This window comes from Massilia niabensis, from assembly GCF_042655085.1.
GTDB lineage: Bacteria > Pseudomonadota > Gammaproteobacteria > Burkholderiales > Burkholderiaceae_D > Telluria > Telluria niabensis.
In genome coordinates this window covers 109,174-124,928 of sequence record NZ_JBHSMU010000013.1, presented here as the reverse complement: position 1 = coordinate 124,928, position 15,755 = coordinate 109,174, and the positions used below count along the sequence as shown (strand labels likewise).

At 66.8% G+C, this 15,755-nt stretch carries 16 protein-coding genes; 3 read left to right on the top strand and 13 right to left on the bottom strand.

The genetic code is table 11. From position 1 onward, the window contains the following. The 13 genes from ACFPN5_RS12485 to ACFPN5_RS12425 form a co-directional block, all read right to left on the bottom strand. Entirely contained in the window at window positions 1–411 is a 411-nt protein-coding gene (locus ACFPN5_RS12485; protein WP_379783654.1) for a hypothetical protein, read from the bottom strand. Next, window positions 396–1,088, bottom strand: a complete 693-nt coding sequence (locus ACFPN5_RS12480; RefSeq protein WP_379783652.1) for a hypothetical protein — start codon at window positions 1,086–1,088, stop codon at window positions 396–398. Before ACFPN5_RS12480 ends, ACFPN5_RS12485 begins: the two co-directional genes overlap by 16 nt. After that, window positions 1,085–1,723, bottom strand: coding sequence for a hypothetical protein (locus ACFPN5_RS12475; RefSeq protein WP_379783650.1), 639 nt, complete (start codon window positions 1,721–1,723; stop codon window positions 1,085–1,087). The genes ACFPN5_RS12480 and ACFPN5_RS12475 overlap by 4 nt, the downstream gene beginning before the upstream one ends. After that, window positions 1,720–2,661, bottom strand: coding sequence for a type IV pilus biogenesis protein PilM (gene pilM, locus ACFPN5_RS12470; protein WP_379783648.1), 942 nt, complete (start codon window positions 2,659–2,661; stop codon window positions 1,720–1,722). Before pilM ends, ACFPN5_RS12475 begins: the two co-directional genes overlap by 4 nt. A gap of 126 nt (window positions 2,662–2,787) precedes the next feature. Then, complete coding sequence (locus ACFPN5_RS12465; protein ID WP_379783646.1) at window positions 2,788–5,838, bottom strand: DUF6701 domain-containing protein; 3,051 nt, start codon at window positions 5,836–5,838, stop codon at window positions 2,788–2,790. Continuing rightward, complete coding sequence (locus ACFPN5_RS12460) at window positions 5,835–6,311, bottom strand: agglutinin biogenesis protein MshP (RefSeq protein ID WP_379783644.1); 477 nt, start codon at window positions 6,309–6,311, stop codon at window positions 5,835–5,837. Before ACFPN5_RS12460 ends, ACFPN5_RS12465 begins: the two co-directional genes overlap by 4 nt. After that, the gene (locus ACFPN5_RS12455) at window positions 6,308–7,189 is read right to left on the bottom strand and encodes a type II secretion system protein (RefSeq protein ID WP_379783642.1); all 882 of its coding nucleotides are present in this window, start codon (window positions 7,187–7,189) and stop codon (window positions 6,308–6,310) included. Before ACFPN5_RS12455 ends, ACFPN5_RS12460 begins: the two co-directional genes overlap by 4 nt. Then, entirely contained in the window at window positions 7,189–7,785 is a 597-nt protein-coding gene (locus ACFPN5_RS12450; protein WP_379783640.1) for a prepilin-type N-terminal cleavage/methylation domain-containing protein, read from the bottom strand. Before ACFPN5_RS12450 ends, ACFPN5_RS12455 begins: the two co-directional genes overlap by 1 nt. Then, window positions 7,775–8,341 (bottom strand): Tfp pilus assembly protein FimT/FimU, encoded by a 567-nt coding sequence (locus ACFPN5_RS12445; protein ID WP_379783638.1) that lies wholly within the window; start codon window positions 8,339–8,341, stop codon window positions 7,775–7,777. Before ACFPN5_RS12445 ends, ACFPN5_RS12450 begins: the two co-directional genes overlap by 11 nt. A gap of 28 nt (window positions 8,342–8,369) precedes the next feature. Further along, entirely contained in the window at window positions 8,370–8,861 is a 492-nt protein-coding gene (locus ACFPN5_RS12440; protein WP_379783636.1) for a type II secretion system protein, read from the bottom strand. A 48-nt stretch (window positions 8,862–8,909) separates the two neighbouring features. After that, window positions 8,910–9,464, bottom strand: a complete 555-nt coding sequence (locus ACFPN5_RS12435; RefSeq protein WP_379783634.1) for a prepilin-type N-terminal cleavage/methylation domain-containing protein — start codon at window positions 9,462–9,464, stop codon at window positions 8,910–8,912. After that, window positions 9,461–10,708 carry a type II secretion system F family protein gene (locus ACFPN5_RS12430; protein ID WP_379783632.1) on the bottom strand — a complete coding sequence of 416 codons (1,248 nt, stop codon included), beginning with the start codon at window positions 10,706–10,708 and terminating at the stop codon, window positions 9,461–9,463. Before ACFPN5_RS12430 ends, ACFPN5_RS12435 begins: the two co-directional genes overlap by 4 nt. Beyond that, window positions 10,708–12,411, bottom strand: a complete 1,704-nt coding sequence (locus tag ACFPN5_RS12425; RefSeq protein ID WP_379783630.1) for a GspE/PulE family protein — start codon at window positions 12,409–12,411, stop codon at window positions 10,708–10,710. Before ACFPN5_RS12425 ends, ACFPN5_RS12430 begins: the two co-directional genes overlap by 1 nt. A 161-nt stretch (window positions 12,412–12,572) precedes the next feature. Here ACFPN5_RS12425 and ACFPN5_RS12420 point away from each other — a divergent pair, with 161 nt between their 5' ends. The 3 genes from ACFPN5_RS12420 (at window position 12,573) to ACFPN5_RS12410 (ending at window position 15,653) form a co-directional block, all read left to right on the top strand. Next, window positions 12,573–13,277: a histidine phosphatase family protein gene (locus ACFPN5_RS12420; RefSeq protein ID WP_379783628.1), complete on the top strand. Its 705-nt coding sequence runs from the start codon at window positions 12,573–12,575 to the stop codon at window positions 13,275–13,277. 62 nt (window positions 13,278–13,339) lie between these two features. After that, the gene (locus ACFPN5_RS12415) at window positions 13,340–14,425 is read left to right on the top strand and encodes a phosphotransferase (protein ID WP_379783626.1); all 1,086 of its coding nucleotides are present in this window, start codon (window positions 13,340–13,342) and stop codon (window positions 14,423–14,425) included. A 10-nt stretch (window positions 14,426–14,435) separates the two neighbouring features. Continuing rightward, on the top strand, window positions 14,436–15,653 hold the full coding sequence (locus ACFPN5_RS12410) for an acyl-CoA dehydrogenase family protein (RefSeq protein WP_379783624.1): 1,218 nt from the start codon (window positions 14,436–14,438) through the stop codon (window positions 15,651–15,653). The last annotated feature ends 102 nt before the right edge of the window (window positions 15,654–15,755 follow it).

The following is a 15,755-nucleotide window of genomic DNA, read 5'->3' as shown; positions in this document are numbered from 1 at the left end:
TCATTCGTTTCGTACCCGTTCAATTCCAGAGGCGCCTGGCGTTGCAGGAGCATGCAGGGTCAGTACCTGGCGCGCGCGTCCGCGCGTGAGTTCCACTGCGTTCTGTTCGATGCGCGTCACCCGCGCGCCCTTGTAGAGCTCGCCGAGGCGCAGCGTCTCGCCGTCGACGACGGCAATGTGGCGTCCCCCCGGCTGGCGCGCGATCAGCACTGACTGCAGGCGCGGCGCGCGTTTTTCCGGCGCCGCCGCTGCCAGGCCTGCAGTTCCGCCCGCGCCCGGCTGGCGCGCCAGCACGCTCGCCGGCGGCCGCGTCGGGTCCTGCAGCGGCTGGGCGGACGCGCAGGCAGCCGCAACGGCACCGCCAATCAGCAGGACGGAGGCGGACAGGCCCGGCTTCACAGTTTCATCCATTTCGCATCCAGGCTCAGGGTGTACAGGTTCAGCGTCAGGCGCGAGGACGGCCAGGTTTCCGCCTCGAGCCGGGCGCGGCCCCAGAACAATTGCGTCGGCATCGATTCGAGCGCCGCCATGGTGCCGATCATGTCCAGGTAATTGCCGCGCACCGTGACTTCGACGCCATGGCGATACAGCAAGGCCTCGGCTGGCGCAGGCGCCGGCGTCACCGCTGCCCCCGCGGCCGCCGGCACGGACGGCTGGGCGGCAACGATCGGCTCGGCCGCCAGGGTGCGCATCGAGACCAGCTGCAAGCGGCCATTGGCGCGCAGGATGGCGTCGACCAGCGGCGCCATGCGCTCCGGCGCCACCAGGCCGTTCTGCATCGCGCGCAGGCTGCCCGCGAGCGCCTCGGTCTGGGCGCGCACGGCGGCCAGCTTCTCGCGCGCAGGGGCATCCGGGTCGACCTGGGAAGCCTCGACCGTGACGCGCACCTCGCTGTCGATGCCTTCGATGTGGTTCTGTTGCTGCACGATCTGGCGCCGCAAGGCCTCCTGCTTCGCGAACATGGGCTTGAGCCCGAAGAAAAAGGCCAGGAACACGACGCCGGCGGCGACCGCGCCGAACACCAGCACACGTTCGCGCAGGCTCAGCGCGTCGATGCGGGCAGCCAGCCGGATGAATGCGTCTTTCATGGCTTGGGGGCCTCCGCCGTGGATGACAGGCTGAACTCGACGTACGCGGGCGCCGCACTTGCCCCCCCGGCCACAGCCACCGCCGGTGCCGCGCCGACGATCTGCATGCTGCCGAAGGCCTTGCCCTGCATGACCGGCTCGCGCGTCAGGCGGTTCAGGTAACCGGGCACCTGCCCGGCGTCCAGCGCCCGGCCGCGCACGCCGATCTCGCTGCCGCTGCTACCAATATCCACGCCGGTCAGCCACAGGCCGTCCACGTGCTGGCGCGCCAGGGCGCGGAAGGTTTCGGCATGGCCCTGGGTATTGCCCAGTTCCCTGCGCTCGAGCACGCCCGACACATGGCGCAGCGCGGCCAGCTGGCGCTGGGCCTCGGCCAGTTCGGCCTCAACGGCCGGATTCTTTACGCGAGGGACGAATTCGGCCTTCGCCAATGCCAGGCGCGCCTCGGTTTTCTTCAGCTGGGCAGCGCCGGCCTCGGCCTGGCTTTGCATGGCCGCCACCCGGCTGCTGCCGTAGAGCTGGAGCGCGGCCACGCCCAGCACGAGCATGGCCAGCGCCGTCGCCATCGTGCGCGCCGAAAAGATCTTTTTTTGCTGCAGGAAGACCGGGTTGAACAGGTTGATCTGCTGGCTCACAGCGCCGTCTCCTCGTGGCGCAAGGCCGCCCCCAGCGGCACCAGGAAACGCTGCTGGGCCAACGGATCGAGCAACTCGGGCGCGCGTTCGAAGTCGAACAGCGTCGCCAGGTCGAGCGTGTCGACCGGCGTGTACAGGTTGCTCGACAGGTAGTCGTCGAGGCCCTTCACGCTTGATGGCGCCAGCACCAGCTTGGCCACGCTGATGAACGAGTACTGGCGCTCGAAGTTGTCGAGCGAGCGCTGCAGTTCGAGCGTGATACGGTCGAACGCGGCATGGCGCCGTTCCAGGTCTTCATCGAGCAGTTGTTCGAGCGCGAGGTCGATGCGCCGCGCCAGGTACAGCTCGCCCCGGTAGGACACGGTCAGCAAGCCGCCCTCGTCGCCAAAGGAGAGCATCGCCACGCCCCGCCCCGGCGGCTCGACCAGGGCAGAAATATTACGTTGCGCGACCTCGGGGATGTCGATCACCGCCAGCTCAACCTTGGCCGCCGTGAACAGCTTCTGGCGCGCCTCGATGACGCTGTTGCGCGCGGCGATGGCGAACATCGAATGCTGGGCGCGCACGGCGGCCTGCGGGTCGACCGGCAGGTCGAGCACGTCGATGGTGGCGTCGTCCACGTGGAAGTCGAGCATGTCCTTCAGGCGCCAGCGCACGGCCGTCTTCAGTTCGTCGGCGGCGACATTCGGCGCATCGACCGAGAGGATCTGGTATTCGCCGTTCGACAGCACCGTGATCGAGCGGTAGGCATGCGCGTGCAGGTCGCGGCCCGCCTTTTCCAGCAGCTCGGCGGCGTTCTTGCCCGGGTAGAAAACGGCCTGGCGAACCTGGGGACGGATGTCGGGCGCGGTCTGCATGCTGATGGCGGCGAGACCGTCCCGTTGCAGCGCGATGGCGAGCCAGCCTTCTCTTTTCTTTGCTTTTCTAAAAAAACGCATGCAGGCGGAATCCCGTCGGGGCGGCAGGTGTGGCGATCAAGGCTTGATTATATTCAAGTACAAGGCGGCGGCGCAAAAAATCGCCCCCCGCTCGCGGAAATTTAATGAAGATCGGCAACGGTTAGTTCAGTACGCTTCGCGCACGTAAATCAGCGGCCGGCGCGCCGCGCCGAAGCTGATCCGGCCGCGGGTACTTGGCAGCCAGCCCGGGCCGCGCATCTCGACCCAGGCGCTGCCGTTGCGGCCGGCACCCGGAGCGCGGAACCAGAAGATGCCAGCCCCGCGCACCAGATTGATCGGCCCCGTGCTGGCCGACCCGACAATATCGAGATTGCAATTGTTCGGATCGTTGAGGGCAGCGCCGCTGCGCCTCAGGCCGAGCAGGCAACGGCTGTAGGCCGCCTGCCCCGGTTCGACGGCGGTATCCTCGAGGGCATTGTGGGCGACCCAGGCCGCCCCGGTCCAGTATTCCGTCTGCAGCCGCATTGGCGTGCGGGCGGTGGCCACGCCCTGCGCGCTGCCGACGTTCAGGCGGCCGCCCAGCACCATGACGCCGTCCTCGGCCGAGATGTCGTCGACCCGGCGCGAGGTCACGGTCCGGTCTCCCCCGACCGTGGCCTCGGTAGCCGTCGCGCGCACATATACGGCCGCGGGGCGGATCCAGTTGTTGGCGGCCGGGGTGTCGGCGCTGAAGGCGGTGGCCGGATCGAAGGCGTAGTGCGGCGTGCCCTCCAGACGGGGGACCCCGGCGCCGTCGAGGCCGAGGGCGCCGTTCGCCAGCAGGCGCGGCGCGGCGCCGCCGCCAGGGGCCGACACCGCAGTGAGCGTCACGGGTTTGCGCCAGGGGCCGACGTAATTATCCAGCTCTACGCCCTGCATGTTGAACGCGGTGACGGTCACGTTGAACGGCTGGCCGGAATACACGGCGCCGCTCACATTGTTTGGCGCCTCCGGGCAGACCATGGCGGCCAGGCAGGGCATCGGCGCCGCGGCCACGGTGTTGAAATACCCCGGGTAGAAGCGGCCGGCGCTCTTGCCCTGCCCGTCGACCCTGCCCGTGGTCAGGTAGTCGGTCAGCGACGGCAGCAGGCTGATGATGCCGACCTCGCTGTAGGCGACACCCAGGCCGATGGCGCCCTGGCCATGGGAAACGATCTGCGGCGCCGACAACACGCCGTCCGACGGCATGTGTGTCCTGACGTCGGCCGGAATGCTTGCGACTAGCACCACCGCCGGCACGACTTTCTCGTTGCCGAAGTTCGGCGCGTAGCTGCCGTTGTCCAGCAGCGCGCCGACGAACACGACCACGTCCTCGCCGGCCCTGGCGAGGCCCGGGCCGCTGACCGTCGGGTTCTCGGGCGCGGCCACGCCGGCCCGGTTGGTGATGCGCCTGATGCCGAGCTGCGCCGGCCGCGAAATGAACTGGGTCGAGGCGGCGCGGCCGTTCGCCAGCAGGTTGAGCCCGACCACGCCGACGTCCGCATACACGAAGTTCGATTGCACCCCCACGACCGCGGCCGATGCGCTGTCGGCCGCGAATCTCATGCCCACGGCCGCAGACCACGCCGCCGTCGCCCCTGCCGCCGGCACCGCGCCGCCTTCCGTGCACGCCGGCAGCGTTGCTTCTGCGTAGAGGGCCTTCACTTGCGCCGTTGCCGCCGGATTCACGCAGCTCTGGCTGAACTGCATCGACACGACCGTTTCCTTCTTCGTGTCGAGCGCCACCGCGGTGTCGCCGTTGACGGCCGTGACATAGATTTTCGCGGTCGCCGCGCCGGTCACTGTCGCAGTGTAGCGGGGGCAGTCGCTCGAGCCCAGTTTCTTGCCCGGCACACAAGCGACGCTCGTGAACGCATAGCCGGCACTGCCGACGCTGCTGGCCGTGGCGGTCGCCGTCTCGCTGTCGCTGTTGTTGGTGGCCGTCTGGTCCGCCGTGCCGGTGACCTGGGCGGTATTGGTCATCGTGCCGGCCTGGTTGACGCTGGCCATGATGGTCAAAGGCGGCGCGCTGGTTCCCGGCGCCAGCGCCCCCTTGTAGCTGCAGGTGACGACCTGGCCGCTGGCGGCGCAGGTCCAGTTGGTGCCGCTCCCGGACACGAAGGACATTCCGGCCGGGAGCGTGTCGACCACCGTCACGTCTCCGGCTTCGGTGAACGGGCCGTGGTTCGCCACCACGATCGTATAGGCAGTGTTCTGCCCCACTTCCATGACGCCGCCGCGGGACATCTCGAGCGACAGGTCCGACACCGGCATCGTCGGCAGCACCAGGATCTCGGCGTTGAGCAGCACCAGGTCCTGGCCCGTGTGGTAGGTCGTGGTCACGGTCGGCTTGTCTTCGTACCCGATGACGACGGTGGTGTCATAGGCATCGAAGTCGACGCCATACGAGGCGCTGTCGCGGTTGATGTTGCTTTTCGAGTTGAACTGGTTGCCCGCCGCGTTCATGTCGTCGGTCACCTCGTCGCCCTGGAAGATCAGGCGCTCGCCGTCGGATAACAGGTTCGCGTCGCCTTCCCAGGTGATGTGGCCGATGCGGGCGCGCTCGATCCTGCTCTTCCACAGCTTCGGCCAGCGGAAATTCGACGCCGTCAGCGTCACCGAGCTGTTCTGGAGGTGGCGGAAACCCTCGTACAGGTTCAGGACGCGCTCGGGCTCGGCCGGGTTGCTGTACACGACCAGCAGCGCAAAAGCGCCCAGCACCGCCTGCGAGTCGCACCAGGGCCGCCCGTTCGAGACCGTCAGGCCCGAAAAACTGTAGGTGCCGCTCATCCTTGCCTTGACGGCCGCGGTGACGTCGGCCGCGCCGCCGAAATAGGCCATGCCGTTGCCCACGGTATTCGAGGTGTACTTGCGCGTGGCCGTAACGGTCTTGCCCTCGAAGCTGACGGTATTGTCGGGCGCGCCCGAGCCCGCCCAGTACAGCTGGGCCCACAGGACCGTCGAGTTGGGCGGCACGACCAGGCTGGCATGCTGGTTCGCCTTCGGCGGGCTCACCGCGCAGGCATCCTTGGCGTTACCGTGCTTGCGCAGCGACACTTGCGTGCCGGTGAAGTTGACGCTGCCGCTGACGGTCTTGTGGAGGCTAAGCTCGGTGTCCGCGAACGCGGGCGCGCAGGCCGGCAGCAACGCAAGGAACAGGACAAGGGCCGCGCACGCGCGAACGACGGGACCGATCATATCTGCACCTCGATCGCGCGGGCGACATAGTCCGCGGCATTGGTCGGGTTCGGGCAGCCGAGCGCGACCGTCGAGGTGCAGGCGGCGGCGCGCAGGTTCCAGCGGTCCAGGTTGACGGCCGGGTTGGCCGAGGCCGGCCCGGCGACCCGCGTGCAGGTCACCGTCACCACGAAGTCCGCCAGCGGGCTTCCCTGCGGCAGGGCGAAGGTGCGCACGGTCGGCGCGTCGCCGGCGCAGTAGTTGGCCGGGTCAAGCGAGCGCTGCAAGAGTGCCCATTCAATGCCGGCGCGCGCGGCCTGGTAGGCGCGCGCGCCCTGCTCGTCGAGCGCCGCCGACTGGCGCTGGGCGCCGGTGAGCGTCACCAGCGCCACCGCCAGAGCGGCCAGCACCACCAGCAGGAAAATGGCCGTGACCAGCCCGGCGCCGCCCTGGCCGGCGCGATGGTGACAATGAAGGGAAAGGCGCTGCGTCATGGCGTGTTGTCGACCTGGACCTGGTGGACGAGGCGCACGACCGTGTTCGGGTCGTTGCGGGTGCGCAGTGCGAGCGACAGGATCACCAGTCCGGCGCGGCCGGCCTGCACGTTTGCCGTATCGAAGACGTTGTTGCAGTCGGCCACGCGCGCGGCCAGGGTCGCCACCCGCGCGTTCGCCGGGCGCAGGGCCGCCACCGCATTGATCGGATAATGCGAGTAGCGGCGGAGCACGAAGCCGCCGTTGTCCGCCTCGCACTGGTAAGTGACGGGGCCGGTGACGACCTGGAAGCGCTGGTCGGGCGAAGGCATGGGCTCGGCGCGCGCGAACGGGTTGCTTGCCAACCTGACCACGGGATGCTGGGTGCCGGCCGGGATCGGGGGGGCGTCGGCGGCCACGCGCGCCATGTTCGGGCTCGGGTTGGCCCAGGCGTCGGCGCCCTCCACCCCCATGTTGAAGACGGCGATGAAGTCGCCCGGCAGGATCGGCTGGGTCAGGCGGCCGACGACCGAGAAGCTCAGGTCGAGCGGATTGTCGAACGAGAGCACGTCGCCGTCCGCGACTTCGTCCTCGTCGGACAGGTAGCGCCCGCCCGTGCGCGTCAGCAGGAACTCGATCCCGGTGCCGTTGCCGACAGGGCGCACGCTGTTGGGCAGCGCCAGCCGGATGTCGCGCGCCATGCGGCGCAGTGCTAGGTCGGCTTCGTCGGTCGCCTCGGCGCGCGCGACGGTATCGGCATAGCCCTGCACCGGCGCCTGGATGAAGACGGCCACGATCGCCCCCAGGATACCGAGGATGACGATCACCATGATCGCTTCGACCAGGGTAAAGCCGCGCTGGACGGCGCGATGGACAGACGGGCGGCTGCGCGGCGCCATCAGAACCCCGGGCGCGCGTAGCGCATGCGGTAGCCATCAAGGACGACGCTTTGGCCGGCGTCGAAGGCGACCGTGACGCGGATGCGCAGCACGTCGGCATTGGCATCCGCACCGGCAGCGCCGACGCCGAACAATTCCACCGGCGCGATGTTGACGCGCGCGGTGTAGCCCTGGACGCCGAAGGGCGTTCCCGCCGCGTTGGTCAGCACGCCGCCCGTATCGAAGGCGGCCGTGTCCGTATTCGCGCGCGGCACGTAGTCGTTGACGTTGTCGAAGGGGCGCGGGTTGGCGGGCTCGGGCGCTGCCTGGCCCCAGGCTTCGGGAATGTCGCAATCGGCCGCCGCCAGCGCCGTATCGGAATTCGGCGAACTGGGGTCGCAGATGGTGAAGGCGGCCGAGCGCACTTCCTCGAGCAGGCCTTCGGCGATCATCAGCGCCTGCTTGCGGCGCAGCGGGTCGGCGCTGTTGGCGGTCGTCATGCGCATGACGCCGATGATGCCGGCTAGCGCGACCGCGACGATCACAATGAACATGATCAGCTCGACCAGCGTCACCCCGCGCTGGCGCGAGGGCTGTCGGAGCGGATCAGAAAACATAGCCGGTTTCCTGCGCGACGCTGAGGTTGCGGGTGATGCCGCCGCCGGCGATGGTCACGTTCAGGCCGCCGAAACTGGCGGCGGCCGGTACGCTGAACGGCTGGCCGAGCGCGTCGAAGCCGATGACGGCGGTGCTGGCATTGAAGGTGATGCCGGCAGGGCGCCCTTCGCACATCCAGCTGCGGTTGGCGCAGGCCTCGCGCGTGGCGGCGCTGCCGCTGTTTTCGCCGGCCGGGGCCTGCACCTGGCTGGCGGGAGCGCATGGCTCCGCGGCGGCGAAGCACAGGGCGACGCGGTTCGGGGCCAGCTGGACGAAGACGGGACGGTTCTGGGCGATCGCCGTTTTCTGGGCGTAACGCAGGACCGAGCGCAGCTGTTCGGCGGCCGTGTCGGCGTCGAAGGTGGCGCGGTCGAAGAAACGGGTCATGGCAACGGCGGAGACGATGCCGACCAGTACGATCACGAGGATCAGTTCCACAATGGTGAAGCCATGGTGGCGGACGCAGCGGCGCCGGGCGCAGCGGTGGCTGGGTGCGATAAACCGTTGGAAATGCACACCAGCCACGTTAGCCCGGAGAGAGCAATTAGTTGCAGGTGTTGGCAGTGCCGGTCACGACCACGGTCGGCGGAACAGGGGCGGCCGCAGTGCCGGTCGCTTCGGTGTAGGTCAGGAAGCAAGTGGCCGCGGTCGGGGTACCGACGATGTTGGTCGGCACGACAGTGATCGTCGTGGCAGTTGCCGCGGTGATGGTGTAGTCGGCGGCCAGGCCGGCGGCTTGCATCAGGCCGACGTTTTCGGCAGCGGCGGCGATCGGGTCGACGCCCGGGTAACCGTTTACCATGGTCACAACTGCGCCTTCGACGTTTTGCGGGGTCACCGGATTGATCATGAAACGACCGTGAGTCATGGCCGAGGTGGCAACCAGCGCGCCGCGGGCGGCGTTCAGGCTGGCCAGGCGGGCGTCGCCGCTCAGGTTGGTGAAGCGTGGCAGTGCGGTCGCGGCGAGAATGCCCAGGATGACGATCACGACGATCAGTTCGATCAGGGTGAAGCCGCCTTGGGAATTCATTTTCATGCTCTTGTTCATTTTCTCTCCGTTGCTTGCGGGAAATGACCCGCTTGATTAATGCCTGATTGGCACCTGGTTGGATGTTGCGACCGACTGGTCAATGACTTGGCTGAGTTCTAGGCCTTCGGTAACCGCATTCCATGCAACTGAATCGATTTGCTTGGCCCTGGGCAACAATTCTACCTTGAACCTTAACAATGTCGATGTCTCATAAGAAAAACTTTTTTTGGCTGAAGGCAAGTACACCAGCATTGATTTAGCCCGGTCAAAATACCAATTCCCGCCTGGGAGGTCTGCTTCATTCGGTGCGTAGTACTCACCCAGGTAGTTTTGTGGTGGTTCAGTTAACCAAACCATGGGGTTTTCATGCGAAAGCGCCAACAAACCACCCTTCCCGCTTGTCGAAATGGCACGGGCCGAACGCACTGCGAGGGCGGTCCGTAGCGACCCAACTAGTTGTTTCGCCGCAACGTGCTCGGACTCCCCAGCATACGAAACAAGCTTTTCCAACAAAACTCCCCCCAGCAGCGCCAGCACGCCAGCGGACACCGCAAGTTCCAGCAGCGTGAAGCCGCGCTGGCGCACCAGGCATTGGCGGGTAAGTCTCATGACCGGCGCAGGGCCGCCTGGCCCAGGTCCCAGATCGGCAGGAAGATGCCAAGCGCCATGACCAATACCAGCACGCCGAGGAAGGTAATCAGGATCGGCTCGATCTGCGCCGACAGGGTCTTGAGTTCGTAATCGACTTCGCGCTCGTACATCAGGGCGATCTCGTCCATGAGATCGTCGAGCGAGCCGGTTTCCTCGCCGACGGCGATCATCTGCAGCACGATCGGCGTGAAGACGTTGGCGGCGGTGGACGTGCGCAGGATGCTCTCGCCGCGTTCCACCCCGTCGCGCATCTGCTCGATGCGCGCGGCGAGATAGGCATTGTCCGCGGTCTGCGACACCACCGTCAGCACCTGCACCACGGGCACCCCGCTGCGCATCGACAGGGCGAAGCTGCGCGCGAAGCGCGACATCGTCGCTTTGTGGAGGATCTTGCCGGCGATCGGCAGCAGCAGCTTGCGCCGGTCCCAGGTGTAGCGCCCTTTTGGCGTGCCGGTCCAGGAGCGGAAGGCCAGCATGCCGCCGAAGGCGAGTGCCGCCAGCAGCGGCCAGTAGGCCAGCGTGAACTGCGAGCTCGCCAGCAGGATGCGCGTCATGAGCGGCAGCTCGCTGTGCAGGCTGGCGAACACCTTGGCGAACTGCGGGATGACGAACATGTTCACGATGACCATCGCAGCGACCATCGCGATCATCACGAAGCTCGGGTAGCGCAGCGCCGCTTTCACGCGGTCGCGCATGTCGCGGTCGAATTCGAGGTGGTCGAACAGGCGCAGGAACACCTCTTCCAGGCGGCCCGTCATTTCGCCGACGCGCACCATCGACAGGTAGAAATTACTGAAGCATTCGGGGTGGCGGCGCATCGCCGCCGAGAGTTCGCGCCCCGAGTCGAGCGACTCGCGCAGGTCCTTGATGACGCGCGCAAAGGCCGGGCTGGTGGCGGACTCCTGCAGGCCGCCCAGGCCGCGCATGATCGGCACGCCCGATTTCAGCAGCGTGTGCATCTGGCGGCTGAAGAGCTGCACGTCCATCGACGTGACCTTCTTCTCGCGCAGGCGGCGCCAGGTCTCGCCCAAGCCGCCGCTTGCACCTGCACTGGCGCTGGTCCGGCGCGTGGCGACGATCTCGACCGGCGTGACGCCGGTGCCGAACAGCTGGTCGGCCACCGCTCCGGCGTCGAGCCCCTCGAGCACACCCTGCATCAGTTCGCCGCGCGCATTGCGGCCCTTGTAGGCAAAATATGGCATTAGTCGTCTGTTTGATTACTGATGCGCATCGCTTCGGCGATCGTCGTGCGGCCCTGCACGGCAAGCTGGACGCCATGGCGGCGCAGCGTCTCGCCATGCATTTCCGCGTGCGCGACCTTCAGGAAATGGGACGGATCCGGGTGGTTCGCCGCGTCCGTCACGGCGCGCGTCATTTCCAGCAGCTCGTAGACGCCGGTCCGGCCGCGATAACCGGTGCCGTTGCAGTGCGAGCAGCCTTTCCCGTGGAAGAACTGCGCCTGTTCGACGACATCGCCCAGTTCCGCGCGCAGCCAGGCCTGCTCGGGCGGCGTCGGCTGGTAGGCGGTCGAGCAGCTTTCGCAGATCACCCGCACCAGGCGCTGCGCCAGCACGGCCTGCAGCGAGCCGCCGACCATGTAGCGCGGCACGCCCATGTCCATCAGGCGCAGCGGCGTCGAGGCGGCGTCGTTTGTGTGCAGGGTCGACAGCACCAGGTGGCCGGTCATGGCGGCGCGCAGGCCGATCTGGGCGGTTTCCTGGTCGCGCATTTCGCCGACGAGCACGATGTCCGGGTCCTGGCGCAGCGCCGAGCGCAGCACGCGCGCAAACGACAGGTCGATCTTCTCGTTCACCTGCACCTGGTTGATGCCCTGCAGCCGGTATTCGACCGGGTCCTCGACGGTGATCAATTTTTTCTCTACGGAATTCAGCTCGGCCAGCGCGCTGTAGAGCGTGGTGGTCTTTCCGCTGCCGGTCGGGCCGGTGACCAGCACCAGGCCGTTCGGGCGCTGCACGATGGCGCGGAAGCGCTCGAGCATCTTGCGCGGCATGCCGATCGATTCCAGGCGCAGCGTATTGCCGGCCTGGTTCAGCAGTCGCATGACGACCGATTCGCCGAACTGGGTCGGCATGGTCGAGATACGCACGTCGATGCGCTGGTTCTTCACTTTCATCGCAAAGCGCCCGTCCTGGGGCAGGCGCTTTTCCGAGATGTCCAAGTCGGCCATCAGTTTCAGGCGCAGGGCCAGGGGCGTGGCGATCTTGATGTCGGCCTCGGTCTGCAGGTGCAGCACGCCGTCGATGCGGAAGCGGATCTGCAGGCGCCCTTCCTGCGGCTCGATGTGGATGTCGGACGCGCGCACCTGGGTCGCATCGTCGAACACCGACTGCAGGAGCTTCACGACCGGTGCCTCTTCCAGGCCGGGGTTGGCCGCCATGGCGCCGAAGTCGACAAAGGCGTCGCCGACGTCGGCCTCGACCTCGCGTGCGAAGTCGGTGATCTCGCCGGTGCGGCGGTAGATGCGGTCGATCGTGTGCAGCACCTCGGTCTCGTTGACCACGGCCAGCTCGACGGTCTTTTTCAGCAGGCGCGCGATCTCGTCGTACGCGAACAGGTCGGTCGGGTCGGACACGCCCACCAGCAGGGTCTCGATCCGGTCTTCCAGCACCAGCGCCCGGAAGCGGCGCGCGGCGGTCTCGGGCAGCAGGCGCACCAGCGCGTCGCTGATGTTGTAGAACTTGAGGTTGATGTAGGGGATGTTGAGCTGTCGCGCCAGCGCACCCGAAATCTGCTCTTCGGTCACGAACCCGTTTTCGACGAACACCCGCCCCAGCTTGCGCCCGGTGCGCTTCTGGTCGGCCAGCGCCTGGTTGAGCTGCTCCTCGGACAACAGCTTCTGTTGCACCAGGATTTCGCCGAGTCGGACTTTTTCTGGCCTTGCCATGACACCCTTTGCAAATGATCGTGAAAATCGGAAATCATTTTAAGGCAGAACCGGGCAATATTTACGGGTGGAATTGGTTTTGTGGTTGAAAGGCCGCGCCCTGCAGTGGGGCCGTGTAAGATAGACAAGGCTCTACACCGGTAAAGATCACGGATACGCACATGCACGCCCAACCCACCGCCCGCCGGCGCGTTTACCTGATGCGCCACGGCAGCGTCACCTATTTCGACGCCGCCGGCAAACCCTTCCTGCCCGAGCAGGTCCCGCTCAACGAGGATGGCCGCGCGCAGGCCGATGCTGCCGGCGCGGCCTTTGCCGCCGCCGGCGTGCGCTTCGACCGCGTGATCGTCTCCGGGCTGCCGCGCACCATCGAAACGGCTGCCCGCGTGCTGGCCGCGAGCGGGCAAGCGATCGAACCGGAGGCCTGGCCGGAGCTGGTCGAGATCCGCGGCGGACGCCTGTCCAGCATTCCCACCGATGAACTGAAACGCGCCTTCACCGGCGCCTTCGAGGGCCTGGTCGACCCTGACCAGCGCTTCCTCGGCGGCGAGTCGGTCGGCGCGCTGATGGACCGGGTCCATCCCGCCATCGCCCGCCTGCGCGCCGATGAGAGTTGGGACACGCTGCTCCTGGTCCTGCATGGCGGCGTCAACTGCGCGATCCTGTCGCTCGCACTGACCGGCCAGCGCCTGTTCCTTGGCGGCCTGGCGCAAGCCGCCGGCTGCATCAACGCGCTCGACGTCGGGAGCGAAGCCAAGGACTGGGTGGTCCGCTTCGTCAACCACGTCCCGCCCTCCCCGCTCCAGCCTGGCGCGCGCAGCACGACCATGGAGCAGTTATTCGAACAGTACCGCCGGTCGCGCTGAACCGGGCGTCGAAATAAGCACGGTCGTTCGCTCATCGGCTACAATCATTCGACAACGAACACATGGAGGAGACGCCAGTGTATGAAGAGATGATGGGAACCAAGCCGGTTTCCGAACGCCAGCGCTTCGATGTCGGCGCTTTGGCTGAGTGGCTGCGCGCCAATGTGCCGGACTACCCAGGCGGCCCGCTCGAGGTCGAGCAATTCAAGGGCGGGCAATCGAACCCGACGTTTAAACTGCGCGCGGGTGGCGGGGCAAATGATCGCCAGTATGTGCTGCGCACCAAGCCCGGCCCGGCGGCGAAGCTGCTGCCTTCGGCGCACGCCATCGACCGCGAATTCCGCGTCATGAGCGCCCTGCATGGGGCCGGTTTCCCGGTGCCGCGCCAGATCGCGCTCTGCCTGGACGAATCGGTCATCGGCCGCGCTTTCTTCCTGATGGAATTCGTCGAGGGCCGCGTGCTGTGGGAGCAATCGCTGCCCGGCATGACGCCTGACGAGCGCGGGGCCATCTACGACGAACTCAATCGCGTGATATCGCTGCTCCATACGGTCGATTACGCTGCCATTGGGCTGGCCGATTACGGCAAGCCCGGCAATTATTTCGCGCGCCAGATCGAACGCTGGACGAAACAGTACCAGGCCTCGAAGACCGAGCCGATCGAGGCCATGGACCGCCTCATCGCGTGGCTGCCCAACAATATCCCGCCCGGCGAGGATACGTCGATCGTGCACGGCGACTTCCGGCTCGATAACATCATCTTCCACCCGACGGAGCCCCGCATCCTCGCCGTGCTCGACTGGGAACTGTCGACCCTTGGCCATCCGCTGGCGGACTTTTCCTACCACTGCATGAGCTGGCACATCCCGCCGGGCAAATTCCGCGGGATCGCCGGGCTCGACCTGGCAAGCCTCGGCATTCCGGACCAGGACGCCTATATCGCACGTTACTGCAAACGCACCGGCAAGACGATCCGTCCGGAAGACTTCAATTTTTATCTCGCCTATAACATGTTCCGCCTCGCCGGCATCATGCAGGGCATCATGAAACGCTATGTCGACGGCACCGCCTCGAGCGCGCAGGCGCTGGAAAACGGCAAGGCCGCCCGCCCGATGGCCGAGATGGCCTGGCAATTCGCGAATCGATAAGGAAGCTGCAATGGATTTCGATTATTCCGACCGCTGCAAGGAACTGCGCACGCGCCTGCTCGCCTTCATGGACGAGCACATTTACCCGAACGAAAAGGCGTTCAAGGAAGAAGTGGACCGCAACGGCGCGCTCGGCAACCGCTGGGTGCCGCTCGAGCTCATCGAGCGCCTGAAACCGCTGGCGCGCGACCAGGGCCTGTGGAACCTGTTCCTGCCCAAGTCGAAACGCGCCCCCGAGGGCCTGTCGAACCTCGACTACGCGCCGCTGTGCGAGATCATGGGCCGCGTGCCCTGGGCGCCGGAGGTTTTCAATTGCTCGGCGCCCGATACCGGCAACATGGAAACGCTGGAGCGCTATGGCCTCGAAGAGCACAAGGGGCAATGGCTCGAGCCGCTGCTGAGGGGCGAGATGCGCTCGGCCTTTGCCATGACCGAGCCGGACGTCGCCTCGTCGGACGCGACCAACATCGCGACCCGCATCGAGCATGACGGCGACGACTACGTGATCAACGGCCACAAGTGGTGGATCTCGGGCGCTGGCGACCCGCGCTGCCAGATCTTCATCGTGATGGGCAAGACCGATCCGGCTGCCCCGCGCCACCAGCAGCAGTCGATGATCCTGGTCCCGGCCAACACGCCGGGCATCACCATCAAGCGCCCGTTGCCCGTGTTCGGCTACGACGACGCCCCGCACGGCCACTGCGAAATCCTGTTCGAGAACGTGCGCGTTCCGGCCTCGAACATGCTGCTTGGCGAAGGCCGCGGCTTCGAGATCGCCCAGGGCCGCCTCGGGCCGGGCCGCATCCACCACTGCATGCGTGCGATCGGCGTGGCCGAGCGGGCCCTGGAGTTGATGTGCACGCGCCTCGACAGCCGGGTGGCCTTTGGCCGCAAGATTTCCGAGCAAGGGGTCTGGCGCGAGCGCATCGCCGAGTCGCGCATCCGCATCGACACGGCGCGCCTGCTGACCCTGAAAACGGCCTACATGATGGACACCGTCGGCAACAAGGGCGCGCAGGCCGAGATCGCGATGATCAAGGTGCTCGCGCCCACGGTGGCCCAAGACGTGCTCGACTGGGCGATCCAGGCGCACGGCGCGGCCGGCGTGTCGGACGACTTCCCGCTCGCTTACCAGTGGGCCGGCAACCGCACCCTGCGGCTGGCGGATGGGCCGGATGAGGTGCATCGGAATGCGATTGCGAAGCTGGAGTTGAGCAAGTACGCGTGAGCTGTCGAGTCCCGTAGGGTGGACGGGGGATTTCAGTCCGGGGGACTGGAATCCCCCGTCCACCCTACGTCGACTTCAAAGGTCCCGCAAGCGATAAACCGG

Bases quoted from the DNA above. Each gene is read 5' to 3' on its own strand.
- ACFPN5_RS12485 (WP_379783654.1), bottom strand. From the start codon at position 411: ATGGATGAAACTGTGAAGCCGGGCCTGTCCGCCTCCGTCCTGCTGATT.
- ACFPN5_RS12480 (WP_379783652.1), bottom strand. From the start codon at position 1,088: ATGAAAGACGCATTCATCCGGCTGGCTGCCCGCATCGACGCGCTGAGC.
- pilM (WP_379783648.1), bottom strand. From the start codon at position 2,661: ATGCGTTTTTTTAGAAAAGCAAAGAAAAGAGAAGGCTGGCTCGCCATC.
- ACFPN5_RS12465 (WP_379783646.1), bottom strand. From the start codon at position 5,838: ATGATCGGTCCCGTCGTTCGCGCGTGCGCGGCCCTTGTCCTGTTCCTT.
- ACFPN5_RS12460 (WP_379783644.1), bottom strand. From the start codon at position 6,311: ATGACGCAGCGCCTTTCCCTTCATTGTCACCATCGCGCCGGCCAGGGC.
- ACFPN5_RS12455 (WP_379783642.1), bottom strand. From the start codon at position 7,189: ATGGCGCCGCGCAGCCGCCCGTCTGTCCATCGCGCCGTCCAGCGCGGC.
- ACFPN5_RS12450 (WP_379783640.1), bottom strand. From the start codon at position 7,785: ATGTTTTCTGATCCGCTCCGACAGCCCTCGCGCCAGCGCGGGGTGACG.
- ACFPN5_RS12440 (WP_379783636.1), bottom strand. From the start codon at position 8,861: ATGAAAATGAATTCCCAAGGCGGCTTCACCCTGATCGAACTGATCGTC.
- ACFPN5_RS12435 (WP_379783634.1), bottom strand. From the start codon at position 9,464: ATGAGACTTACCCGCCAATGCCTGGTGCGCCAGCGCGGCTTCACGCTG.
- ACFPN5_RS12430 (WP_379783632.1), bottom strand. From the start codon at position 10,708: ATGCCATATTTTGCCTACAAGGGCCGCAATGCGCGCGGCGAACTGATG.
- ACFPN5_RS12425 (WP_379783630.1), bottom strand. From the start codon at position 12,411: ATGGCAAGGCCAGAAAAAGTCCGACTCGGCGAAATCCTGGTGCAACAG.
- ACFPN5_RS12420 (WP_379783628.1), top strand. From the start codon at position 12,573: ATGCACGCCCAACCCACCGCCCGCCGGCGCGTTTACCTGATGCGCCAC.
- ACFPN5_RS12415 (WP_379783626.1), top strand. From the start codon at position 13,340: ATGGAGGAGACGCCAGTGTATGAAGAGATGATGGGAACCAAGCCGGTT.
- ACFPN5_RS12410 (WP_379783624.1), top strand. From the start codon at position 14,436: ATGGATTTCGATTATTCCGACCGCTGCAAGGAACTGCGCACGCGCCTG.